We start from the raw sequence: 22,422 nt of genomic DNA, 5'->3' as shown, positions 1-22,422 counted from the left end.
ACTACAGCTGCACACTCTCTCCAGCTTCTATAAAATACAACCATTTCTCAGCTACCTTTTTGCCTGTAATCTCTTCAATCACACGGGCATACAGCTCCAATTGAAAACGATATTGGTCTGTTAAATGTGACAGCGTACGATATTCAGAGATCCGGTCTGTTTTATAATCCAGCAGCACAAGCCCTTCGGGAGTTTCAAACAAACAGTCAATGATCCCGTTCATCAGCACTTTATCGTCCTGCCCGCTTTCGGTAACTGTCTTCTGTTCTGGCAACACCGCAGGTAAACTGTGGTTCCAGTAATCGGTTGCCCGCATAGTATAAGTAAACGGAAGCTCACGCTGAATACGGGATGAACCCAGCATTCTCTTCCCTAGCTCACTAGAGAAAAACCGTAATATTTTATTCGTATCCAGCGCCTTTGCATGAACATCCAGTAAGATACGTTGATTCAGCAAACGAGCTTTGGTTTCCTCAATAACCTCAGCGCTCATGACTCCATCTAGGGGCACATGCAGCATCAACGTATGATAGATCGTCCCTCGTTCTGTAGGAGTCAGTCGCTGATTTCCCATAAACTTAGGTCTGCGCAAGTGTAATTGACTGCCCCTAGTGTCAGAATCTTCGCGATCCTCTGGTAAGTCTGCTTGTTGGGAGATAGAAGATAGATTCAGCCAATCATCAGATCCTATCTCCTGCATCTCCAGCCATCTTTTCATCTCTGTGACCGATGTATTGGCTGCTGTCTTGCCCGCCCGTTCATACGGATAGGTCCAGGAAAGAGCCGCAGCAATATCCGTTTCACTTTCTTCGTCTAATTCGATTAGCTCAACATTTCTCAGTGCTTCTGTTTTCTTTTGGCGTTCTTCGGCCGATACCTCTTCTCCACGATCCGAGTTCACACGAGAGCCAGAAAGTGTTTCTGAGGCTACGATTTTAAATAACCAGTCTGCCCCCGGCATGTGTTCCAGTCTGTGATAGTACCCCTCCTGATCCCCTGCCGCTTCCCTCAGCGAAGTTGCAGAAGGATGCCGAATCAATGCAGGACCTACCCAGTCCAGATAGCTGCGACCTGCCGCCAGCATATAGTCTGGCAGTACTGTTTCCGCATGTTCCTTGGCACGTGCCCAACCTGCTGCGCGGGAAGCGAGATCCTTCACGGTTCCGGTCATAATCAGCTTTTCACGCGGACGCGTAAGCGCTACGTATAGCACACGCATTTCTTCAGCCAAAAGCTCCAGCTGTGAGCGTCGACGGATCGCTAAATTAGGCAGCGTAGGGTAGCTAACGCGGTTTTGTTCCTCCACATATTTAGGACCAAATCCCAACTCCTTGTGCATAAGAAACGGCGCATTCAGATCCTGCTGATTGAACATTTTTGCCGTCCCGGCAATAAACACGACAGGAAATTCAAGTCCTTTACTTTTATGAATGGTCATAATGCGGACAGCTTGATCGGGTTCAGTCCCCCCGCTGATGGATCCTAAATCACCGCCTCGCTCCCGCAGACGGGAAATAAAGGTTAGGAATCGAAACAAGCCTCGGTTGGACGTAGAAGTCTCATACTGTCTCGCTCGGTCATATAAAGCCCGTAGGTTGCTTTGACGCTGTGAGCCGCCAGGGAGTCCACCCACCCAATCCAGATATCCTGTTTCCTCCAGCACATTCCAAATCAATACACTTAAGCTGCCTTGTCTGGCTTCCTGCCGCCATGCGTCCAAATTACGCAAAAATGAACGTAGTCGGGTAGACAACGTATTCCCGTCATTCCTATGGACTGGGTCAGGTGAAGATAGCGGGTCCTCAGTGAAAAGATCCATCTCCATAACATCAGCAGAGGTCTCTTTTAAACTCTCCTCAACTTGTTCAGTCTGTGCCGCCGCCAGCAATGCATCATAAAACATTCCATCCGGCTTCTCTAGACGAATTTGTGCCAGTTCATCTTCGGTCAAGCCGACAATTGGCGAACGAAGCACGGATGCAAGCGGGATGTCCTGCTGCGGATTATCAATAATGTGCAGCAGGGACAACATTACCTCAACTTCCGTTGCTTTAAAAAAGCCTGTCGTCTGCTCTCCAGAGGCTGGGATGCCCTCAAGCCGCAATTCTTCCACAATTAAGGGAGCCCATACGCTTGCTGAACGAAGCAATATGACAATATCACCGTAGACTGCTGGACGCATCGCTTTTAATCCCCTGTCATAAATCAACAGTGGCTGTCCAGTATCTCCAGTCAGCTCCTTAATCCGTTGAGCGATTGCACGAGCCTCCAACTGAGCCGTTTCAAGCTCCGCAAGCTCGGCCAGCTCACTTTCCTGTAAAGCCGATTCGTCCCCCGTTTCAGACAACTCCGAAACCTCAGAAAGACCACGCCCGCCTTTATCAACTAACAGCAGCTCAGGTGCGTATGCAGATGTAGCGTCCTGCTCTGTCTTTTCGGGATAGGACGCGCCATGTACAAGCCACGCTCGCTCATCGTACTCAATTTCCGCCACATCCACACTCATAATCTGGCGGAACACCAAATTAACCGCATCGACAACTTCCTCTCGACTGCGGAAATTACGCGCCAGATCAATCAAAAAGCCATCTTCCTGCTCCTGTATACCGTACCGTTGATACTTATTCAAAAACAGCCCTGGCTCTGCCAGCCGAAACCGATAAATACTCTGTTTCACGTCTCCCACCATAAAACGGTTACCCGGTTCCTCGCGCGATACCAGTCTAACGATATCTTCCTGTACGGTATTCGTATCTTGATACTCATCCAGCAGTACCTCGTCGAACTGCGCCTTGTATTCAAGTGCAGCATCGGAAGGTAACAGCTTGTACGGAGTAGATTCGGGGTGTCTTAATATTTTCAAACAATAATGCTCCAAATCCCCGAAATCCACCAGTCCTTTTGACTGCTTGTGCTGTTGAAATCGTTCCCCGAAAGCAATCACAGTCTCCACCAGTTCGTCCATCAGAGGAGCGGTCGCATGCAGTTCCTCCAAATAAGCTTCTGCTCTCCGACCGAACAGGGAAGCCTTCATATCTGTAATCATTTTCTTGGCAGCCTCGCGTAGCGTCTTAACCCGTTCCTGCAATGCAGGCTCGGTTTGATCTTTTTTGACTGGCTTGAGCTTACCAAAGGACGCTACCTGAAAATGATCATACAGGGATGCCCACGGCTGTGTCTCCAGCTCCTGCAGCAATTCCTTCACCATCGCCGCATCTTCTTGCAGCGTCATGGCATAGGGTGCAGGACCGCCAGGCTGCATAGCTGTTTCATACGCCTGCTCCAGCAAACTCGCTGCTCCGCGCAACGAAAGTGCAGCATCCGCCAAAATACTGCGAACCCAGGGCGTCTCCCCCAAAGCTGCTACATCCTGTACACGAAATGCTGCTGCCGTCTCCCGCAGCCAATGCTCCGGCCAAGGATGACTTTGCGAAAAGTCATACAACCGCTGAACAAGCACATACATGGCATCATCGGTGCGTTCTCCACTAAACCAGTCGACCAGTCTGCGGAATGTGCTGCCTTCATCATGGGCCTCATATTTCTCCTCAAACAGTTCTTCTATTAGCTCTTGGCGCAGCAATTCTGTTTCATGCTCATTCATAATCCGAAAGCCGGGATCAAGAGGAATGGCCTGATAATGCCTGCGGATGACCTCCATACAAAAAGAGTGAAGCGTCGTTATTGAAGCCCGATTCAACAACGATAGCTGTCGGCGCACATGTTCACTTTCCGGTTCCTGTTCCAGCACACGTTCCAGTGCTTCGCGTATCCGTTGACGCATTTCAGCGGCTGCAGCCTTCGTAAAGGTCGCCACCAGTAACCGATCCACACTGAAGCCGAGCCGGGGATCGACAATTTTGCGAATAATACGCTCTACCAGCACTGCTGTTTTACCAGAACCCGCCGCTGCCGCGACCAGCATGTTGTTACCAGACTCCGAAATGGCACGCCACTGATCATCACTCCACATACTTCCTTCCGGCTTCGGCAAGCCTTTAGTGTTTGACGTGCCTATCATTGCTTCATTCCTCCTTTCCCTTCCTGTGTATGACCGAGCAGATCCCAGACCTGATCCTTACCCGGTTTCCCCCATTGGTTGTAATCACTGCCTTCCAGACTGTCATCAAATTGACAAACAGGCTTAAAAGAACAGAAGGTACATGCCGTTTCTTGCTGGATGCGATAAGGTTCAATGGCAACATCGCCCTCTGTCATCCGTGTGCCAATCGTCCGAATGTTGTTGCGCACCGAAGCTAACAGGCTATCCCACTGTTCAGGCGAAGCAACGGAAGCACTGCTATAAAAACTGCCGTCTGCTTTCACCGCAACAGGTAAAATAGAGGAATATCCCTTGTCCAATGCTGTATCCATTTGCCCAACTACATCCCGATCCGCGAGCAACAATCCCTTCATCTTAAAGCGTTTCAAAAGCTCCTGACGAGCCTGTTCTGCACTAAGGCCATTAGGTGATTGCAGCATCGGATTGTGGACGTGAAAGTACAGTGTACCTGCCGGATAAGCAGTCTCTCCCAACCATTCCTCCGCCGCATTCAACAGCACGTCCAAGTACGTGAGCATTTGCAGAGATAAGCCATAATACACCTCGTGCAGCTTAAGATCCTTTTGGCTGGACTTGTAATCAATGACACGCAAAAGTAATCCTTTTTCTCCTTCTGCCACATCCACACGGTCAATCCGTCCGACAATTTCCATCACAACGCCGTTATCTAGTCGGAAGCTTAACGGAGGAAGCGGCTGACCTGGTCCGAAGTCCAACTCCAGCCCAATCGGCTCAAAGCTACCTCTCCGTGCATGTTCACCCAAAATTAGCGAAGCACGGCTCACGATGTCTTTTAACTTGCGCAAAATATAGCCATACCGCTTGGAGCTCATTAAAATCTCGCCTTGCAGACGAGGTGCCAAACGCTCCACCGTACTTTCTGCCTCTTGGCGGCATTCCTCAGTACTGAGACTTCCCCAGCTGACATTGCGTTCACGCAGATTGATCGCCATCTCACCAAGCGCTGCGTGGAACAATTGTCCGATATCCGGAGCCTTCAGACGATACATTTGACGTTCCTTCAAACGAAGACCGTGAGAGGCAAAGTGAGAAAATGGACATGCGACAAAACGTTCCATACGAGATACGCTGGTGCGCAGCTTGCTGCCATATAGACGGCGACTCGTTTCCTTCTGCATTTCGGCATGATTTTCGTAAAAAAGTGAGGTCAACAGCTGACGCAGCTTGTCCTTCTCACGCCCCTGCTGGCTGGCATACCAGTTATACACCTCCCACCAGGGAGATAAAATATCACCGCCACGCCGCCAATGCCGTAATTGCGCAATGAGCTGCGGCAATGCCTCAGACGGATGGGAAGCATACTCCCATTGCGTCGTCCAAGCGTCTCCAGGCAAAGGGTATCCGGCCAGTGGACGTTCATCCAGACCAGGAAGCAGTTGCCGCACATGTCGCACTAACTCTGACGGCAGCAATAGCTTGCCTTCTTCATCAGTCACCGCATAGCTCATCCATAGGCTTTTACCGGCTGAGGTAAGGGCCGTATAAGCGAGAAAGCGTTCGTCCAACAGACGTCTTGTCATATCTGGTGCCAGGTCTACGCCTTGTTCGTTCAATGCCGTACGTTCCTGCTCATTCAGCACACCATCCTCATGGAACACAGCCGGCATTACTCCTTCGTTCATCCCTAGCACAAAGGCATGTTGAATACCCGATACACGTGTACGGTCCGTATTTCCGACCAGTACCTGATCCAGAGCCGGTGGAACAAGCCCCATACGGAACTCAGCCAATCCCGTTTCCAGCACACCCGCAAACAAAGCAGTATCCAGTCTCTCATCACCCATCATTTCGACGATTTGATCCAGCAATTCAAGCACCGCATCCCATACTTGGCGGTGCTCCTTCGCCTGCTCAGGATTTCCTGATTCCTCTGCCTGATGAATGAAGGCGTCCAGCTTGTGACCAATTTCTGCATCCTCCAGCAACAGATACACGGCTTCACACTTCTCAAGCGCCGTTCGTGCCTTACCTATACGCTTCTCAAAAGCATGTAAAGGCGTCACAATCACATCTCGGCACAACTCCATCAAATCCAGCGTTTCATCCCGTTGACGGTTCCGTTCCTGTTCCTCCAGCTCCAGCGACAAACTGGGTACAGCCTGCCATGCCCGGCCATCTGTCCAACGGCTGCCTTGTATTCCACAGGCCAGCACATAGTTTTCCAGACGGTCCATCTGCTCGCGGCTCACTCGACCGTCCAGCGGCAATAGAAGGTCTGTTTTGACCGCACGAAATACATCCTCATATCGCCAGCGTCGCTGCACGATATCCAGTGAAGCCCGAATCAATTCCACTAAGGGATGATGAAGTATACTTCTCCGCTGATCCAAAAATACCGGGACCTGATATTGCTTGAATATCGGTTCCACCCATGGCTCATAATCTTCAATATGACGCACAAACAAGGCCATCTCCCGATAACGCGCGCCCTCTTCACGGGCCAGGCGGCGCATTTCGCGTACGGCTCCTTCCAGCTCGGCACGGCGATTTGCCGCAGCATACAGCTTTATGCCCTCCGGTTGTGTATCTGCCCATTGCTCTCGTAGCTGCTGTAGCCGCATCCGCTGTTCCTGATTCCGCAGCCCTGTACGATGTTCGAAATTAGCCTCCAAATACGCCAACGCTGGACGCTCCTTAAATCTCGGTATCGGATCGGGACGTAATAACTGTGTCTGCGTTTCAATCATCAGCTCGTCTGCCATTCCTTTAAGCTTGACGTAGGTAGCCGCCGAAGGATGAAACAAATCCAGCTCATGCGGAAGCTGGCCACTTTCGTAGCTGCGGTTACAGGTCAACGCCACCGTCAGCGAGGAGGCGTGCAGCATAAGCTGCTCCACCACCTTATATTCATGCGGTGTAAACCTTCGGTAGCCATCCATCCAAATATCTGCTCCGCGTATAAGTGAAGACTGTGCAATCTGTTCTGTTAGCATGCGAAGCGTATCTTCACCATCGATATATTTAAGCGTCAGCTCCCGTTCAAAATCCTCATAGATTAGACTGATATCCTTCAGCTTGCCTCTTAATATCGGGGCGGACTCCCCCGCAGCATGCATTCTCTCCAGTTGTTCCGGTACAGACCGAGCATCATTTCCGTACTGCTTTAACTCTGTAAACAACGTATTCAACCGATCCACAAAACCGAGTTGGTCTCCCGAATCCTTAAACAAACTCAGTTCATCCTTGCGACGACGAATAATTTTATATAAAAGCATCTTCTTGCCTTCTTCTGTTACAGGCACCAGGGCTGAACCCCCTGTTTCCTGCATGACTAAATAGGCAAGACGATGGAATCCCATCACCTGGGCGCGCACCGACCCCTGAATACCGTTTCCGGCTTCTGTAAGCAACGCATGCTCTGAAGCAAATGACGATTGCTCGGGCACAAGTAACAGCATAGGTTTACCTAGCGGCTCCTCGCGTAACATAGACGTCATTTCATTGCGGATTAACGTGCTTTTACCACTACCAGAGCGGCCAATCAATAAGCGGACCGACATGATGCGGCCTCCTTTCCAACCAAAAACATTCTATTAAACAGTATAGCATATCAGGCAAAGGAGAAAAGAACGTACGTTTGCCATGTTGTAGCAATTGATCCCTTCTCAAAAACAAACAGTCCCGCAGGATGGCTTGGTGCAAGCCTTCTCTACAGGACTGATTTATACTAAAAATGAGTTTGTTTCACCTAGTTATCTTTATCGCCTAAAAATAGATTAACTTTGACAAGGGTATGAAGTCTACAACCGTGTCCGACTGCGCACTTCAAAGATGGCAAATTTCAAATAATGACCTTCCTCCACACCTAAAATTTGAGGATGGTCCTTCCCTGCCGCTCTCCAATCTACCAGTCGGAGGGTTTTACCGGCATCTGCCGCCGCTTCCTTAATCGTGTCCAAAAACAGCTCTGGCCGCATATGGAACGAACAACTCGCCGTTACCAAATAACCGCCCTCATTGACAAGCTTCATCCCATGAAGGTTGATATCTTTATATCCACGTGTAGCTCCTTTGACAGCACTCTTCGTTTTGGCAAAAGCTGGCGGATCCAGAATAACTACGTCAAAGGTGCGTCCGCCACCCGCAGTCAGCGGCTTAGATGTATCTCCCTTGCCCCCTGCTCGCGCGGTGCGTTCCTCTACACCTTTCACCTGATTACGTAAATATTGAAAAGCATCGTCGACGACAAACTCGACGCGATCCTCAAAACCGTTCAGCTTCACATTATCCCGAGCACTTTCAATCGCATGTTCAGAAATATCCAGACAAGTTACTTTTTTCGCACCATGTTTACACGCATTGAGCGTAAAGCTACCTGTATGTGAAAAACATTCCAATACAGTTGCACCGTCCCAGAATGGGAATTCAACAACCTTACCACTTTTATTCACAGGCTTTATGACCGTTGTATCTTCATCGCCTGGGTTTGCAGCTACTTCTTGCAACGTAATTCCGCTACGCGCTCCCCAACCTGTCATCAACGGCGCGATGGCTGCACGATTTTCACGCTGGTCAAAGAAATACCCCGTCTTTTGTCCCTCTTCGATATCGACCTTGATTTGTAAGCCATTTTCCGTCACCACCACATGGCGCGGGCAATCGCCGTACAAAGGACCCTTCGTCTGTTCCAACCCTTCCAGCTCACGGATGGATACATCACTACGCTCATATATACCAACTGGCCCCATTACTTCAACAAGTGCATCTCTGATTTCTTCCCTGCGCCGATCCATGCCAAGCGTTAACAGCTGAACGACCAATACATCACCAAAACGGTCTACAATCAGCCCAGGCAAAAAATCAGCCTCGCCGTACACCAAACGATAAGCGTTTCCTCCGGTCACAAAGCGTTCGCGGTGCTCCAAGCAATTGCGGAAACGTTGGGCAAAGAAGCTTTGGTCCATCACTTCTAGCGGCTCATAGGACATCACACGCACTGTAATTTGTGAAGCAGGATTATAGTAACCTGTCGCCAAATAACGCCCCTGATGGTTCAGGATGCTGACCAAATCACCGGCTTCAGGATCACCCTCAATCTTGGCTATTTCATTTTTAAACACCCAAGGGTGTGCTTGCTCCAGCCTTTTTTTACGGCTACGCTCTAATATTACTGAAGGCAAAATCCTTCACTCCTATTCTTGGATTACTCAAAGTGTTAAAACATTTTGTTCGATAGGGGCGCGGCTCCGCCGATTCATTTGGTCTTACGATCACTGACGCTTCTCCAGCTTCAAATGAACTGCTTCGCTACTGCCCGCCTGTATGTCGACGTCACGCTTTAAAAGCTTGTGAAGATACTACAAAATGTTCGTTCCATAAAAAACTGCTCGGCCATGCTTGTCATGGCTGTCCTAGGTAGATCATAGGCTGTTACATAAGTATTCTCATTTTCACCTAGAAAAGGGGGGGCTAAAGCCGTGTTTATACATGTTATATTGCCGCTGTGCGGTGGGCTGCTTATTTTTTTAGGTGGAATGAAGCTGATGGAAGCTGCCCTCCGGCATTTGGCCGGCCCCTTCCTTACTCGCTGGCTAAACCGGGCTACGGTTTCCCCTTGGCGGGGTATGCTGTTTAGCTCAGGCATTACCGCCCTACTGCAAAGCAGCACCGCCGTAACGGTGCTGACGATCGGACTAGTCAATGCCGGGCTGTTGACCTACGGCCGCACGCTCGGCATCATTCTTGGTACCAATATTGGTACCTGCCTGACGACCGAGCTGATGGGCCTCCAGCTCGGCAAGCTGGCTGCTCCACTGCTATGTGGATCACTGCTATGCTGGGGCACAGCTGTTCTGTGGGGGGAAACGGTCACTGGCCGTCAGTATGCAGCTGCCGGAGCTTCAGCCACCTCCAATGGGCTTAGCCGCCCACAGGCTGTACAATTTATCAGCCTCGTCTTTGCCGGATTTTCGCTGATTCTCGCAGGTATCCGCGTGATGCAAGCCGTTGGCCCCTGGATTGAGCAAGCCGGACTATTCCGCTGGTTTCTTGATCATGCTGCAGCCAACATGTGGTGGGCCTTCGCTGCTGGAGCCTGCCTAACCGCACTGGTTCACAGCAGCGCAGCTGTCATTGGTATGGCGATTAGCCTGGCTGCTGCGGGTGCCCTGCCAGTTGATGTAGGGATCGCCATCGTCATCGGCTCCAATGTGGGCACCTGCGTGACTGCCCTGATTGCCGCTGTTGGCGGCAGCGTGTCTGGCAAATTTGTGGCCTGGTCCCACGTGCTGCTGAACGTAGGCGGGGCATTGCTCTTTATGCCGTTAATCCCCGGGCTGGATATGGCCGCTTCTTGGATATCTACTGAGCCCGGAGCCAAGGTAGCGCATGCCCAAACCCTGTTTAACGTCATCAGTTCTCTGCTTGCCTTGCCCCTCTGCTATTTACCTGCATGGACTCGTATAGAGGAGCAAGTGTCTTCCCATAGGGTTAAACGTTAATTCCTAGCATAGACAGCGCCTTGCTCAGAATGACATCATTGTTGTCATATCCACCCTGACGCTGGAGACGCCATGCTTCTTCGGGCGTATGCCACGCGACGCCTTTGATTTCTTCTATCTGTGCCTGCAAATTCCCATCCAGTGCCTCTACGAGATAATAATGAACTTCCTTGTCCACTTCCCCATATTCAGGGTGCTGGTACGTATAAGCAATCATATCCACATGCTGAATAATCCGCCCGTTCAGCCCTGTTTCCTCACGAATTTCACGTAGAGCAGTTTGTTCGATTGTTTCACCTGGCTCCATTTTGCCTTTAGCCAGAGATGTCTTGCCATATCGGTCGGTGATCAGCTGAATTTCAAGCTGCTCCCCCTGTTTGCGAAACACTACGCCACCTGCGGAAATTTCCTTTTTTGCTGCCATCCTGTAATCTCCTTTCCTTGCGCAACAAGGATTCCGTCCTCTCTGTAGGGAAAGGCGAAATCCTTGTTGGCCATCGCTATTGCCTGTTCAGGCTCTTTTTATTTTACAAAGCTGTTTGCAGCCCGTTCTCCAATACGCGGACCAATTGGCCTTCACTTTCATTAACGCCCGCCTTCGTCAGCTTCACGCGGCACACCTTGCCAACCAGATCCTTATTACCTTCAAACACCAGTTGAATGTAATTGTCACTATAACCATAAAGTATACCGCTATCTTCCGTCCCTTTAGGGGCTACTTCAGGAATAACCTCCAGCACCTGGCCAACAAACTTTTCAGCATATGCCAGCTGCATTTGCTCTGACAATGCAATCAGGTCACGCACACGCGCATTTTTCACGTCCTCGTCCACCTGATCCTCCATACGTGCCGCAGGCGTGCCAGTACGCTTGGAATACGGAAACACGTGCATTTCCGAGAAGCCGATTTTTTTCATCAGCTCATAGCCATTACGGAACATTTCGTCCGTTTCTCCAGGGAAGCCGACAATTACGTCTGTTGTAATTGCTACATCTGGCATCGCTTTACGAATCATGAGCATTTTGTTATAAAACTCTTCTGTCGTGTACTTGCGGCGCATCCGTTTCAGCACGGTATCGTCCCCTGCTTGAAGCGGTATGTGGAAATGGCGAACCAGCTTATTGGAGCGTTTCAGTACATCCAGCATTTTTTCATCAATCTGACTGGCTTCAATCGAGCTGATACGGATACGTTCCAGCCCTTCCACTTTCTCCAGATCCCACAGTAGATCGGACAGGTCATAATTATCCATATCGTCGCCATAACCACCAGTATGGATACCCGTGAGTACGATTTCCTTGTAGCCTGCGTGCACCAGTTGACGCGCCTGTGTAATAATGCTCGCGGCATCACGGCTGCGGGATAAGCCCCGCGACCACGGGATAATGCAGAAGGTACAGAAGTTATTGCAGCCATCCTGAATTTTTAGAAACGCACGGGTATGATGAGCAAAATCAGGCACATCCATTTCCTCAAACACACGGGTCTTCATTATATTACGCACAGCGTTTACAGGTTGACGCGACTCTTGGATCTCCTTCACAAACGGAATAATCTTATCTCGATCCTGCGTACCAATAACAAGATCAACACCTGGAATATCCATAATTTCGGCCGGAGAAGTTTGAGCGTAACAGCCCGTCACTGCCACAATGGCATCTGGATTTCGGCGAATCGCACGACGAATGATCTGACGGCTCTTCTTATCACCGGTATTCGTAACCGTACATGTATTAATTAAATAGACATCAGCAGTCTGCTCGTCAAAATCCACCTGCTCATAACCTTCTTTTTTGAACAGCTGCCAGATCGCTTCTGTATCATAAAAGTTTACTTTACAACCTAATGTGTAAAATGCCACTGATGGCATATTAAACCCCTCCCATTTCTCCTGTCTCATATAAAATGCATGCCAATGCAACCATACCTGCGGTTTCCGCACGCAAAATACGTCTTCCCAGTCCTGTAGACTGTGCCCCGGCCTGCTCAGCCTCTAGGCTTTCCGCTTCAGTAAAGCCGCCTTCCGGGCCCACCACCACCAGCACACGCGGCTTGTCTGTGGACACCCATTGTCCTGCGAAAGGCTGGATTACATCCCGTAGCTGCCGCCCCTGCTCTTTTTCATAACAATAACATATCAAATCATACCCAGCAAAAGAAGCCAGAAGTTCTTTCCACGTCAGGGGTGCGCTAATTTCCGGAATCCGATTGCGATGGCTTTGCTCAGCCGCTTCCTTCACAATCTTGCGCCAACGCTCCAGTCGCTTGCCTTCCTTTTTGGCATCATACTGTACGACCGTACGCTCGGATAAAAACGGTACGAACCCGGTGGCTCCGATTTCCGTACATTTTTGCATCACCGTCTCCATCTTGTCCCCTTTAGGAAGACTCTGCGCGATGGTGATCTGAACATGCGGTTCAGAGGTCATCTCCAGCGGTTCGATAATCGTCGCCTTCACATGGTTCTGCTCAATCGTATCCAATGCAGCTAGCGCTTCCCTGGATACCCCGTCACTGACTATAATTTTGTCACCACTACGGCCTCGCATGACTTTGGCGATATGTCGCGCGTCCTCACCCGTAACAATTGCGTGATCTTCTAGAAATTGCTCTGCCGGAATAAAATAACGCTGCATTCTCTCACACCTATTCTAAAAATAACTATTATCCACTAACGTTCCGTACAAAATCCGATGAAATCACCAAGCACCATCATATCATCTTTTGCGCCTGTATGACCAGTCTGTTCCCTTTTCCGTTTATGTTATACCAATTCTCGTAAAAAAAAGGAGCCCTTAGGCTCCAAACAATCCGGTAATGTAAAAAGAGAACTGTAAAAACTGTATATAAATCATCTGAGACAGCGTGTAAAGAGGTTCAATCGTTACAGCTCGTACTTGCGGAATTACCAGTATAAGCAGAAAAATAAAGATCGACCATTGCTCAAAGTGCTGAAGCTTGCGGCGCACAGGAGTCGGAGCCACGTCCTCCACAATCCGGTAGCCATCGAGTGGAGGCAGTGGGATCAGATTAAAGATAAACAAAAACAAATTTAAATTGATTAGCGCATTGATAAACAAATAGATTGCCTGAGCCACCCGCTGGTTCTCCATTCCCGGCAATACTTGAAAATGAAGAAGCACAGCATAGATCAGTGTAGTCACAAATGCAAGCAGCAGATTGCTCAGCGGACCAGCAGCCGATACAATAATGCCCATAAGGCGCGGGCGGCTAAAATTGTCACGATTGACCGGGACTGGCTTGGCCCAACCAAAGCCTCCGATCAACAGTAACAGCGTACCCAGCAGATCAATATGCACTGCCGGATTTAAAGTCACGCGCCCCAGTAGCTTGGCCGTAGGGTCGCCAAATTTATTGGCATAATACGCATGCGCAAATTCATGCACCGTAAACGATATGATCACAGCCAACAAGTAAAATGGAAGGACATTTAAATTTACACGAAAAATACTTTGTAAAAAATCCATGCTTACCTCTTTCTCGCCACAAACGCCAGCCAATCTTCATCCCGGTTGATTTCGGCAATCTCAAAGCCAGCAGCTTTCAATGCGGTTTCGACAGCCTCTTCTTTGTTCTTCCAAATTCCTGATGCAATATAAATACCGCCTGGCTGTAGGGCATTATATACATCATCAATGAACAACAAAATGATCTCGGCTAAAATATTAGCTACCACCAGCTTGACTGGCAGTTGAATACCCAGCGTTGGATCGCTTGCATTAAGCACGGAGAGCAAATCGCTTTCTTTAATGGTGATGCGTTCCTCCAGTCCGTTCAAACGCGTATTTTCACGCGCACTCGATACCGCCACCGGGTCGAGATCCAAGGCAAGTACATGCTTTGCTCCCAGCTTGACTGCTCCAATCGCTAAGATACCGGAGCCCGTACCAACATCAATCACTTCTTCTCCACCCTGAATCACGGATTCCAGCGTTCTCAGACAAAGGGACGTCGTCGGATGTGTTCCAGTGCCGAAGGCCATACCCGGATCAAGCTCAATAATTTTTTCATCTTCACTCGCAGGCTCATACTCTTCCCAAGTCGGTTTGATGGTCAAACGATCCGATACACGTAAAGGCTTAAAATATTGCTTCCAGGCATTAGCCCAATCATCCTCGTTGACCGTTTTCAGCTCATACCGAACCTCGCCAGGGTCAATATCAAAAGTTCTCAATTGTTCAACCCGCGGCTCAATTTGTGCACGCACGCTGTCCATGTCTACTTCTTCGGCAAAATAGCCCTTGATGATCGCTTGTCCTTCAGGGATGTCGTTCAAAGGACGATCGTACCATTGTCCATAAGACGTGTCCCGGGGCTTATTAAGCGAACCGGATTCTTCAATAGAAACCCCTCCCGCACCTGCTTCGTGCAGAAAATTCGAAATCATTTCGACGGCTTCTTCACTTGTATGTATTGTAATTTCATTCCACAACATGGTTTACATTTCCTCCTCATTTCACATGCATACATTACATTGTACTATATACTCGCATAGGAGTTCAAAAAAGCCAGTATGACAAAGACAATATTAGATTATAATGCTAGTTATTGTTACGGCTATCATCTGGTATAAATCTACTAATGAATAGAACAAAGGAGAAACATAAATAAGACGGGCTATCCCACAAATCACCTTTTTAGGTGGGATACCCGCCTTATTGTATTCTACTCGTTGTCGTTTATGATCCGTTGCTGACGGCGGTCAGCTACTTCACTACGTCGGATCGCTTCCAGATCCTCAGCATCTGCCTGCTCTGCCGAGAACTCAACATCTTCGTTTTTGGCAGATTGCATGCGTTTGATTTTCTCGGTTTTGGTCAGCACTTTATCGAACCGTTTGTTTTTAGACATCGGTCACTGCTCCTTCCAAACTTGTCACAGCATTCCACCCGCTTGTTCCACAATCGACATCGCCTGATGATGAATGGATTCGTCCACCACCGCAGTCAACAAAATATCGCGGCCTGTCGGTCCACCTTGTCCTCCATCACTCATGCCACTGGCAGCAGGATCAGCCGCAGCCAGTATCGCTGGAGACGCATCTGTAAAATCCACACCCTGTGTGAGTGAGGACAAGCTGCTAATCTGTCCTGAAAACACAGGCAGTCCGGCGTTGCCTGTAGACTGCCGCGGATACCGGCTAAAACGATCTATCGACATATCCGTTACCCGGAGAGCTTCCAGTTTTCTCGCAGCTCCCTGTGCTTCCTCAGGACTTTTGAAATACGCCAAAATATTTTTTTCGCCCATCCCAAAATCTCCCTGTGTAGTATTGAGCGCAACTCGTGTTTGAGAACATAGATCGTTACGCTTTGTTATATCCTGCTCATTGGCAAGACTTTATATTCTCCACGAAAGCTTAACGGATACAGACATTGCATTGTCATGAACAGCAGGGCAAGACGGTGAACTAAAGTTTGTGAAGAACATAACTTTTACGGACGTAAAGTAGCAGCCGGAGCTTCACCTGACATGGCTACTCCTGTCTCCCAGGCTGCGCGAATAACAGCATCCCGTACCTTTTGCACCACCTTTGGATTAAAAACCTCCGGTATGATATAAGTTTCACTTAGCTCCTCAGGGCAAATTGCATCAGCGATGGCAAGCCCGGCAGCCAGTTTCATCTCCTCGTTAATCGTCTTCGCATGGCAATCCAGAGCGCCCCGGAAAATTCCCGGAAAGCACAACACGTTATTAATCTGATTAGGAAAATCGGAGCGACCGGTAGCAAGCACACGTACATAAGGTGAAGCTATTGCCGGATCAATTTCTGGCTTCGGATTCGCCATGGCGAACACTATAGGATCAGTTGCCATGCTCTGTATGTCTTCCACAGTCAGTATATCTGGACCCGACACACCGATGAACACATCAGCTCCCACAATTACCTCAGATAAGCTTCCACTTAGATTATGCGGGTTAGTCATGTTCGCATACTCTGTCCAATGTGGGTTACTGTATTCCACATCGCGGTGAATGGCTCCTTGCCGATCGACCCCAATCAGATTACGTACCCCTGCCTTGAGCAGCATGCGCGAGCAAGCCATACCCGCCGCACCAATACCGGCAAAAACTACTTTGACATCTTCCATTTTTTTGCCGCATACCTTTAATGCATTGACCAAACCCGCTAATACCACGACTGCCGTACCATGCTGATCATCATGAAATACTGGAATGTCGAGTTCCTGCTTCAACCGTCTCTCGATCTCAAAACAGCGTGGTGAAGATATATCTTCCAAGTTAATGCCGCCAAAGGCAGGAGCGATCATTTTGACAATTTGAACAATCTCATCAGGGTCCTTCGTATTGAGACAGATTGGGAATGCGTCGACACCTGCAAATTGTTTGAACAGTACTGCCTTCCCCTCCATCACAGGCATAGCTGCCTCCGGCCCGATATCTCCTAATCCAAGTACCGCTGTTCCATCTGAAACGACTGCTACTGTATTTTTTTTGATCGTTAATTGAAACGCTTTGGCTGGATCATTGGCAATTTCCATGCAAATTTGAGCCACACCTGGCGTATAAACTTTGGACAACCCCTCCATCGTTTCAATTCGCTTCTTGGGTAAGGTCTCCATTTTGCCACCTTCGTGTAATTCTCTGATTTCATCTCTTAAACTGCCCATATATTTCTCCATCCTTTCATGACTGTATATGATATGAATTTTATAGCTTGGTCTAAAACTCATCAGCTCCATAATTGTAGTAACAAGGTGGCTAAAATGACGGTGCCTGCTCCACCAATCCGTGTTGCAATTTGGGCAAAAGGCATCAGTTCCATCCGATTGGATGCAGACAGAATGGCTACATCGCCCGTGCCCCCCAATCCGCCGCGACAACTGGTCACCAAGGCAGCTTCTACGGGATACATATGAATCCATTTTCCTGTGAAGTATCCAGTAACAATCAATGCAACCACTACAGATGCACAGGTGATCGCATAAGGAACCGTTAGAATCCCAACTACACTATCTAATGGCACATACAAAATGCCTAACCCCACCATCAAGGGCCACGTCAAACTAGCGGTTATACATTTGTACAAATGAAAAGCTCCCTGCTCCAATGTGTTCGGCATGATCTGAATGCACTTTATTAATGCGGCCGCCAGAATCATGAGAATCGGCCCTGGAATATGGAGATACGGCTCTAGCAGCTTACCCACAATAAAGAAAGTACAGGCCAACAGCAGACCACCACCCATTAATGGAAAAGAAACGGTTTGTCCCAAGTTTACCGGAGCTAACTTGTCTTCGTCTTTTTCTAGTTTTAACAACCTTCCGTTACCAGAAGTTTTTGGTTTTTTCTCCGCTAATCTCTTCAAGACCCCTGCACCTATAATTGCAACAATGTTACCGATAATGGCAGCCGGGATAAACTGGGATACGAATACCGCAGAATCCTTGCCCAGTATCATTCCATACGAAATGGACAACGGTAAAATACCTTCTCCAATCCCACCGGAAATAATCGGAATGATGATGAAAAAAAATGTATGATAAGCACTGTAGCCAAAAGCCATACCCACCACCATACCGACAGCAACAGCAGCAATAGATCCTATGATAATGGGGGCAAAAATTTTGACAATTCCATTCATCAGCATTTTGCGATCCATGCCAAGAATGCTTCCTGTTACTAGACATGCGATGTAAAAATAAAGAAAATTCGAGGTTTTCATAAGCGTGTGCACAGCCCCCATTGCAGATGGACTGAACATATTCCAAAATACCATTAACGATGGAACCATAAGGGATAAAATGGCTGGCCCGCCTATATGTTTGAGCAGTGGAAGTTTGGCCCCCAGATCACTGAGCAGTATACCTAAAATCATGATGACGGCAAACCCGCCCAATAGATCGTTCGGAAGTCTTTCTGTAATTGCAGCCGCATAAACAATTAGCGCAATCACGGCATATAGCGGAAGAGGAATAACTCCCACCTTTATCCTGCCCAGCATCCTAAACCCATCTACAGTATTTTTACTCCATCTTTGCCCCTTTTGAATGACAGGCTGGTTCGTAGCATTTTCCATAAATCTCCCTCCATAAAGTGAAGAATGATGATCATGTTCCCATTCTACATCTTGGAAAACGCTTTATTTGGTTTTAAAACTAAGAACTAACTTTAGTAACTAAAGTAATCAGAAATAGGGCTAAATATAACTATTCATGATTCCTTCTGCCTGCGGCAACACCTGGTATTGGTAAACAGGACGTCCAATGGTACCATATATAGTTTCCATAGAAAGCACTTCAATCTCTGTCATAAAAGCCAGATACTTGCGCATAGACACCCTGGAGATCCCTGCACTCTCCGCAATATCCTCGGTGGAAAACAGAACCTTATGATGCTGCTGGATACAATTCCATATCATAGCCAGCGTGGATTTCGTTATCCCCTTAGGCAACCGTGCCAAGTCTTTAGTCAAGCTTTTATGATAAATCAGTCGGTCCAGCTCCTCCTGCGACAGTAGACTACTCTCACGAACAATACTAATGTGTTCTCGGTACCCGGTAAGGGCCTCTAAAAAACGGTTAAAGTGGAAAGGCTTGATTAAATAATCCACCGCGCCAAAGTTCATCGCTTTTTTGATGCTACTCATGTCACTTGCAGCTGAGATGACAATAACGTCCACATTCACTCCAGCCTCCCGTATAAATGACAGTAAATCGAGGCCATTACTTTCTTGCATATACACATCCAGCAATATCAGATCAATGGCTTGTTCAGCTATATATTTCTTAGCCTTTTCCACCGAAGAAGCCCAACCACCACATTGGAAACCCTCTACCTGCTCCGTATATTTGCGGTTGAATTCCGCAACCATCGGATCATCTTCTACAATCAGGACATTAATCATGTTCATCATTCCCCGCTATAATGTATGGAATCTTAATCTGAAAACAGCACCCCTGCTCGACTGGGATCAACTTTACACTACCTTGTAGCCTTTTCACGCTTTGCGACACTAGGTAAAGTCCCATCCCTCGCGACTCTCCCTTGGTCGAAAAACCTTTTTTAAAAATGGCCTTCCCAAGGCCCTCCGGTATACCTGGACCATTGTCGCACATGATACAGGTCAGACAGCCATTTTTCTGGTTTTCTTCATAATAAAGTGAAAGGGTAATCCGCTTGTGCTCCAGAGATTCCATCGCCTCCACTGCATTATCAAACAGATTGCCAAGAATAGTAATCAGTTCATGAGTCGTTTGAGTTTGACTGGATTCAGGCAAGTAACTACCCGGAGTCAGTTCAAAATTTACCCCTGCCTCTCTGGCCCGGCTTAATTTCCCTAACACAAACCCCGCCATCACTGGGTCCTTAAGCTGCCGAGTAATGGAGCCAATCTCTACTTGATGATGCTCGACAGCATCCATAATATAGTGCTCCAGTTTATCATACATTCGCAAATGCACCATCCCCATAATGACATGCAACTTGTTCATAAATTCATGAGCCTGCGCGCGTAGTGCTTCCGTGTACAGAGAAACTCCTGTCAAACGTTCAGCAAGCTGTTTCATCTCCGTCTTATCCCGAAAGGTTACAATGGCTCCGACAATTTTTCCTTTGACCCGTATCGGAACACTGGTGGTCAGCAAGGTGATCCCACCCAGCTCCATTTCCTCATCCATCAGTGGAGTGCTTACTTCCAAGACCTCTTGTAATCGGAAAGCAGATAAATACACAGTAATTTCCTGTCCAGAGAATGAGAAATCTTCAATCCCCGCTTGCCTCAGTAGACGGATCGCTTCTGCATTCATCAGCATGATACGACCGCATTCATCCACCGCAATGACGCCTTCCTTGATGGACTGTAACATCGCGCTGCGTTCCTCCAGCAAACGTGCGATTTCCGGCGGCTCCAGACCGACCAGCATATTTTTGATTTTACGAGCCAGCACAACCGCTCCTCCTGTGCCAATCAACATTCCGATCCCAATGGCGATAGCAATAAGACGGGTGTTGCCTTCCTGGGCCCGCTGTACATCCTGCATGGATATACCGACAACAATCGCACCTACCTGTTTTCCCGTCACACTAAACACGGGGGAGAAGGCCCGCATGGACATGCCCAATGTCCCCTTTGCAACGGACACGCTCTCCTGACCGTGAAGTGCAGTATACTCGTCCCCTCCGACAAAGGCTTTGCCGATCCTCCTAGCATCCGGGTGGGTTTTACGAATTCCCTTCATATCCATAACCACGACAAATTGGATATGATTCGCCGTTGAGACCTTCTTCACATACTCCTGCATGGAAGGAGAAGAACCTGTCTGTTGCAATTGCTCAATAATAAGCGGTGTATGGGCGAGTGTACGCGCAATGGACATTGCCTTTTCCTCGAGCCCCTTCTCCGTTTCATGCTCAACTCTCTCGGCAAATAACAGTGTTACTGGCAGGAGCACAAGTGCCATAACCAGACATACGAGCAGCGTTATTAGACCTCTAAGCTTTAATATCGGCTTACCTCGACGCAGACTTGTCCGTATTTTTTCGATGGAACTCACCCCTTTCTAGTTGATAGAAGCTCAATTGTTAACTCTGGTTATACAAAAATGGCTATGTATGTGTTTACGTGAATATAAAAAAAGGGACTATCCCGCAATTGCGGAATAGTCCCTCGGATTCATAATTGAAGCTCCGCGATTTCGACTTTGGCTTAGTCGCCTCGGAAAGCCCGCTTCACACGGTCAAAAAAGGACTGCTCATTCTCATGTGTCTGCTCTCCACTAAGCGAAGAGAACTGACGCAGCAAATCCTTCTGTTCCTCACTCAGCTTGCTAGGCGTTACCACAACTACCTTAATATGCTGGTCACCTTGACCTACGCCGCGCAGTTTTGGTACACCCTTTCCTTTAAGACGGAAATAAGTCCCTGTTTGCGTGCCTGCTGGAACTTTCAGCTTCACTTTCTCGGTCAACGTCGGGATCTCAACTTCATCTCCCAACGCTGCCTGTGAGAACGTCAGCGGAATTTCACAGTAGATATCGTCTCCCTCACGCTCAAAGAAGTCGTGCGACTTCACGCGGAATACGACGTACAGGTCACCTGCCGGTCCTCCGTTGACACCGCCTTCGCCTTCACCGTTGATACGCATTTGTGCGCCGTCGTCCACACCCGCTGGAATGCGAATATGAATTTTACGTTTCTTGCGGACACGGCCTGATCCGCTACAAGTCGTACATTTTTCTTTGATGATTTTACCGGAACCGCCGCAATTGGAGCAGGCGCGTCGGTTAACCATGCGGCCAAACGGTGTATTCTGCACCACTTCTTCCTGTCCACTGCCGTGGCAGACGGAACAGGTCTGTGGTTGAGTGCCCGCTTTGGCTCCTGTACCATGACACGTATCACATGTTTCCGTACGTTCAATTTGAATGTCGGTTTCTTTACCAAACACCGCTTCTTTGAATTCGATTGTCATCGTATATTGAAGATCGTTCCCTCGTTGCGGTGCATTAGGGTCACGTCGACCATTACCGCCACCAAAGAACATATCAAAAATATCACCAAATCCGCCACCGAAGTCGGCACCACCGAAGCCGCCTCCCATGCCCTGATTCGGGTCTACATGACCGTATTGGTCGTATCTTGCCCGCTTCTGACCATCACTGAGGACATCGTAAGCTTCTTTAACTTCTTTGAATTTAGTTTCTGCGTCCGCAGCCTTGTTCACGTCCGGATGATACTGACGCGCAAGCTTACGGTAAGCCTTTTTGACTTCTTCATCCGAAGCGCCTTTTGCGACACCCAGCACCTCATAATAATCACGCTTATCAGCCAATGTTCCACCCCCATGCCTACAACGTGTCTGCACTACATATAAAAGGAAAGCCAAAGGCGCGGGATGACCCGGCTTTGACCTT

16 protein-coding genes are annotated in these 22,422 nt (G+C 48.5%); 1 reads left to right on the top strand and 15 read right to left on the bottom strand.

Going from position 1 to position 22,422, the window contains the following annotated elements:
- Position 1: 1 nt before the first annotated feature.
- From addA to HFE01_RS13835, 3 genes are all read right to left on the bottom strand, one after another.
- Entirely contained in the window at positions 2–4,021 is a 4,020-nt protein-coding gene (addA, locus tag HFE01_RS13845; RefSeq protein WP_107733290.1) for a helicase-exonuclease AddAB subunit AddA, read from the bottom strand.
- Positions 4,018–7,584: a helicase-exonuclease AddAB subunit AddB gene (gene addB, locus HFE01_RS13840; protein WP_167438400.1), complete on the bottom strand. Its 3,567-nt coding sequence runs from the start codon at positions 7,582–7,584 to the stop codon at positions 4,018–4,020. Before addB ends, addA begins: the two co-directional genes overlap by 4 nt.
- Before the next feature lie 240 nt (positions 7,585–7,824).
- On the bottom strand, positions 7,825–9,204 hold the full coding sequence (locus tag HFE01_RS13835) for a class I SAM-dependent rRNA methyltransferase (RefSeq protein ID WP_107733288.1): 1,380 nt from the start codon (positions 9,202–9,204) through the stop codon (positions 7,825–7,827).
- Positions 9,205–9,501: 297 nt separating this feature from the next.
- Between HFE01_RS13835 and HFE01_RS13830 the strand changes: the two genes are divergently transcribed.
- Positions 9,502–10,524: a Na/Pi cotransporter family protein gene (locus HFE01_RS13830; RefSeq protein WP_025365367.1), complete on the top strand. Its 1,023-nt coding sequence runs from the start codon at positions 9,502–9,504 to the stop codon at positions 10,522–10,524.
- Here the strand turns inward: HFE01_RS13830 and HFE01_RS13825 are convergent.
- From HFE01_RS13825 to dnaJ, 12 genes are all read right to left on the bottom strand, one after another.
- Positions 10,514–10,948 carry an NUDIX hydrolase gene (locus HFE01_RS13825; RefSeq protein WP_016821604.1) on the bottom strand — a complete coding sequence of 145 codons (435 nt, stop codon included), beginning with the start codon at positions 10,946–10,948 and terminating at the stop codon, positions 10,514–10,516. The two genes, HFE01_RS13830 and HFE01_RS13825, sit on opposite strands and share 11 nt — an antisense overlap.
- Before the next feature lie 103 nt (positions 10,949–11,051).
- Entirely contained in the window at positions 11,052–12,395 is a 1,344-nt protein-coding gene (mtaB, locus tag HFE01_RS13820) for a tRNA (N(6)-L-threonylcarbamoyladenosine(37)-C(2))-methylthiotransferase MtaB (RefSeq protein ID WP_016821605.1), read from the bottom strand.
- A gap of 1 nt (position 12,396) precedes the next feature.
- Entirely contained in the window at positions 12,397–13,161 is a 765-nt protein-coding gene (locus HFE01_RS13815) for a 16S rRNA (uracil(1498)-N(3))-methyltransferase (protein WP_107733287.1), read from the bottom strand.
- Between the two features lie 159 nt (positions 13,162–13,320).
- Positions 13,321–14,013 carry a site-2 protease family protein gene (locus HFE01_RS13810; protein ID WP_016821607.1) on the bottom strand — a complete coding sequence of 231 codons (693 nt, stop codon included), beginning with the start codon at positions 14,011–14,013 and terminating at the stop codon, positions 13,321–13,323.
- A 2-nt stretch (positions 14,014–14,015) separates the two neighbouring features.
- On the bottom strand, positions 14,016–14,981 hold the full coding sequence (gene prmA / locus HFE01_RS13805) for a 50S ribosomal protein L11 methyltransferase (protein WP_107733286.1): 966 nt from the start codon (positions 14,979–14,981) through the stop codon (positions 14,016–14,018).
- Positions 14,982–15,211: 230 nt separating this feature from the next.
- Positions 15,212–15,397 (bottom strand): YfhD family protein, encoded by a 186-nt coding sequence (locus tag HFE01_RS13800; protein ID WP_016821609.1) that lies wholly within the window; start codon positions 15,395–15,397, stop codon positions 15,212–15,214.
- Between the two features lie 24 nt (positions 15,398–15,421).
- On the bottom strand, positions 15,422–15,796 hold the full coding sequence (locus tag HFE01_RS13795) for a hypothetical protein (protein ID WP_016821610.1): 375 nt from the start codon (positions 15,794–15,796) through the stop codon (positions 15,422–15,424).
- 185 nt (positions 15,797–15,981) lie between these two features.
- Positions 15,982–17,178: an NAD(P)-dependent malic enzyme gene (locus HFE01_RS13790; RefSeq protein WP_107733285.1), complete on the bottom strand. Its 1,197-nt coding sequence runs from the start codon at positions 17,176–17,178 to the stop codon at positions 15,982–15,984.
- A gap of 62 nt (positions 17,179–17,240) precedes the next feature.
- Positions 17,241–18,587, bottom strand: a complete 1,347-nt coding sequence (locus tag HFE01_RS13785) for a 2-hydroxycarboxylate transporter family protein (RefSeq protein WP_107733284.1) — start codon at positions 18,585–18,587, stop codon at positions 17,241–17,243.
- A gap of 120 nt (positions 18,588–18,707) precedes the next feature.
- Complete coding sequence (dcuR, locus tag HFE01_RS13780) at positions 18,708–19,415, bottom strand: two-component system response regulator DcuR (RefSeq protein ID WP_167438401.1); 708 nt, start codon at positions 19,413–19,415, stop codon at positions 18,708–18,710.
- Positions 19,408–21,063: a DcuS/MalK family sensor histidine kinase gene (dcuS, locus tag HFE01_RS13775; RefSeq protein ID WP_107733282.1), complete on the bottom strand. Its 1,656-nt coding sequence runs from the start codon at positions 21,061–21,063 to the stop codon at positions 19,408–19,410. Before dcuS ends, dcuR begins: the two co-directional genes overlap by 8 nt.
- Positions 21,064–21,215: 152 nt before the next feature.
- Positions 21,216–22,340, bottom strand: a complete 1,125-nt coding sequence (gene dnaJ, locus HFE01_RS13770) for a molecular chaperone DnaJ (protein WP_016821615.1) — start codon at positions 22,338–22,340, stop codon at positions 21,216–21,218.
- Positions 22,341–22,422: the final 82 nt, after the last annotated feature.

It is taken from the genome of Paenibacillus sp. EKM10P (genome assembly GCF_011800655.1).
GTDB classification, from domain to species: domain Bacteria; phylum Bacillota; class Bacilli; order Paenibacillales; family Paenibacillaceae; genus Paenibacillus; species Paenibacillus polymyxa.
The sequence above is the reverse complement of the archived record's forward strand: the minus strand, read 5'-3'. Positions and strand labels throughout refer to the sequence as shown.